This is a genomic window from Planktotalea sp. (assembly GCF_039984035.1).
Classification (GTDB): Bacteria; Pseudomonadota; Alphaproteobacteria; order Rhodobacterales; family Rhodobacteraceae; genus Planktotalea.
The window spans coordinates 1-2717 of the sequence record NZ_JBDWVM010000440.1; the positions used below are offsets into that span (position 1 = coordinate 1).

Here is a 2717-nt window from a genome sequence, read left to right on the forward strand (position 1 = left end):
GATCAGTATCTTTTGGTTTCAGATCGACCGAGAAGCCAAGCCCCTCATCAATAACGGCATCTCCATCCACCAGCACATCGCTTTGATGCAGCGCTGACAAGGTGATGTCGGTCAAAATAGCCTGACCTTCGCGGAAGCGGATTTGGTTCAGTCGCATGCCCGGGCGCACCAAAACGGAAAAGGAGCGCGGGCAAATTTCTGCGTAGAGCGGGCCGGTATATCCCGGCGCGATGCGGTCAAACTCGGCGCCGCCGTCGGTGATGGTTCGTGTCAATAGATCCAGACGCCCTGTTGAACTCTTGGCATTTGCGACCGCCTGCATGCCAGTTGGCAAATCGAGGCTTTCCATCAAAGGCACAACGTAGACACAGCCCTTTTCGAGGACTGCGCCCTCGGACAAATCGATGCGGTGCATTTCGAATTCTTTAAGGCGCTCTTCAACGCGGCGCCCATGCCCTGCGAGAAACGAAGCACGTACACGATAGGCGACAGTTCCAAGGCGCAAATCAAGGCTAGCAGGCTGAATCTGTTCGGGAATAACCGCAGGCGATCCAGTGATCTGCCCAAGCTCGATCATCTTCTTTAGTCGCTGGCTTGGTAAAACACCTGTCATCGCGTGGCTCCCTCGGCCCGCAGGGGGCACGTGAATACCGGATCGGCAGGCAGTGTCAAAATGGTCGGGCTAGCAGGACTCGAACCTGCGACCTTCCGTCCCCCAGACGGACGCGCTACCAGGCTGCGCCATAGCCCGACGCCTGATGTTGGGTTGTTTACTGGAACTGAGCGCGGGGGCAAGTGTAAAGTGTCTCTTTACTGGTTTTGCATCCGATCACGCAACGCGCGCAGATCAGCAAGTTGGGTGGCTATAGACGCTGCCAGCTCAGGCGATAGCTGCATCGCGGCGGGTACAGCAGTCAAAATGCCAGCAGATGCCGTGAAGCTGTCCAGTTCTGGTGCGACTTTCGCAAGAGAGGGAATATCCACATCAATTTTTGGCGCTTCAGGCGCGGCTTGTGGTGCGCTTGGTTCCACGTGTTGCGTGGTTTCGCCGGTTTGCGCTGCTGCAACGGACGGTTGGGGTGCTGCTTCAGCTGGTTCTTGCGCAGGCGTGTCCATTCGACGTGAAAAGATCGGTTGCTGCGCAGGAGCAGCTGGCTGGCTCTCGTCTGCAGGAAGTTCTTCCGTGGCACTTGCGGCTGCGGCCTCTGGGGTTGTCTGAACGGTTTCTGTTTCGATCGGTTCCAGATGCGCAACTGGATTGATCGTTACCTTTGCAGGCTCAGCAGGCGTTACTGGGGCGCTCGTGACTGGCGCCGTCGATTGTTCCGGCACATCAAGCGTTGGCTCATCCGCGCTTTCTTCAGCAACATCGGGGTCTTTTGCAGCGACAGACCGACGTAAGAACGCTGGAAGTTCATCGCTGCTGCCAAATGTGGGTGTGTTTTCTTGCGTTTGTTCTGGTTCAACAGGGGCTGTCGCCGCTGGTTCTACAGGGGTGGCTTCTGCCGGCTCTGCTGGGGTTTTGGGCTGAACGCTAGGCGCTTCTGTGGCAGGGGTCGGGGAGACATGTACCTCTTCCATGTGAGGCGTCTCTACGGGAGCGGCATCTGGCGCAGTGGCTGCAGAAGGTGTTTCATTTGGCGTATCAAACGGCAATTCTGGTGATGCTGTTTCAACGCTCGCTGGCGTCGCACCCTCTGTTGATGCAGCGCTCGTTTCAACCGGAGCTTCTTCGGCAGCACTTATTGGCGCTGCGTCTTGCTGGGCAGCGGGTTCGCTCACTGCGGCGCCTTCGCTGCGATTGGGGAAGCTCAAAACAGTTGCAGGGACATCAGCGCTCGCTTGTGGCTCTGCATTCGCCTCAAATGCGGCTTCTTCAATTTGAACATCGTCGAGAAGTGCATCTTCGAGCGGTTGAGACAGGTCCGCGACATGTTTGACACCATGTTCGCGCAGCAGTTTCTGAGCGCCTTTGATCGTTAGACCATCATCATGGAGAAGCTTTTTGATGCCGCCCAAAAGCTGCATATCCGCAGGGCGATAGTAGCGGCGACCACCTGCACGTTTGACCGGCTTCACTTGGGTGAATTTGCTTTCCCAGAAACGCAGCACATGTGCCGGCGTATCGAGCCATTCTGCGACTTCGCTGATTGTGCGGAAGGCGTCCTTGGATTTGGGCATCGCCTGCCTTCTCCTGCGTTAATTAGCGCTTGTTGCCGTCTGCGACACGGTCTTTCATCAGGTGGGAAGGGCGGAACGTCAAAACGCGGCGCGGATTGATCGGCACTTCCTGACCTGTTTTGGGGTTACGGCCAACGCGTGCAGCCTTGTCACGAACGCTAAAGGTGCCAAAAGATGAAATCTTAACCTGTTGCCCAGCGACCAGCGCATCAGACATTTCGGTTAGGATATTTTCGACCAATTCAGCTGATTCATTGCGTGACAAACCAACTTCGCGAAACACCGCTTCGCTTAGATCCATACGTGTTAAGGTTTTTTCTGTCATATCGGCCCCCCGAAGGCGTTTGAACTACCTTAAGTCGAGCGGTGAAAATGAGTCAAGGCCCGAGCGTAGACAAAGCAATGTAACGGACTGATTATCAACGGTTTACCATCGAAGAACGACAGAACCCCATGCTAAACCGCCACCAATTGCCTCTGTAACGATCACATCGCCACGTTTGATTTTGCCTTCGGATTTACCCACAGATAGGGCC

General features: G+C 55.7%; 4 protein-coding genes and 1 tRNA gene. All 5 read right to left on the bottom strand.

From position 1 onward, the window contains the following. On the bottom strand, window positions 1–613 hold a 613-nt coding region (locus tag ABJQ89_RS19565), incomplete at its 3' end, for a 2'-deoxycytidine 5'-triphosphate deaminase (RefSeq protein WP_348497834.1). Window positions 614–674: 61 nt separating this feature from the next. Then, a tRNA-Pro gene (locus ABJQ89_RS19570) sits at window positions 675–751 on the bottom strand. Between the two features lie 59 nt (window positions 752–810). Further along, complete coding sequence (locus ABJQ89_RS19575; RefSeq protein ID WP_348497835.1) at window positions 811–2181, bottom strand: MerR family transcriptional regulator; 1371 nt, start codon at window positions 2179–2181, stop codon at window positions 811–813. 22 nt (window positions 2182–2203) lie between these two features. Next, the gene (ihfA, locus tag ABJQ89_RS19580; protein WP_348497836.1) at window positions 2204–2506 is read right to left on the bottom strand and encodes an integration host factor subunit alpha; all 303 of its coding nucleotides are present in this window, start codon (window positions 2504–2506) and stop codon (window positions 2204–2206) included. Between the two features lie 102 nt (window positions 2507–2608). Next, on the bottom strand, window positions 2609–2717 hold a 109-nt coding region (locus ABJQ89_RS19585), incomplete at its 5' end, for a 3-oxoacyl-[acyl-carrier-protein] synthase III C-terminal domain-containing protein (RefSeq protein ID WP_348497837.1).

What these genes read in the sequence shown, in the direction of transcription:
- ABJQ89_RS19575 (WP_348497835.1), bottom strand. Translation starts at nt 2,181, where the DNA reads ATGCCCAAATCCAAGGACGCCTTCCGCACAATCAGCGAAGTCGCAGAA.
- ihfA (WP_348497836.1), bottom strand. Translation starts at nt 2,506, where the DNA reads ATGACAGAAAAAACCTTAACACGTATGGATCTAAGCGAAGCGGTGTTT.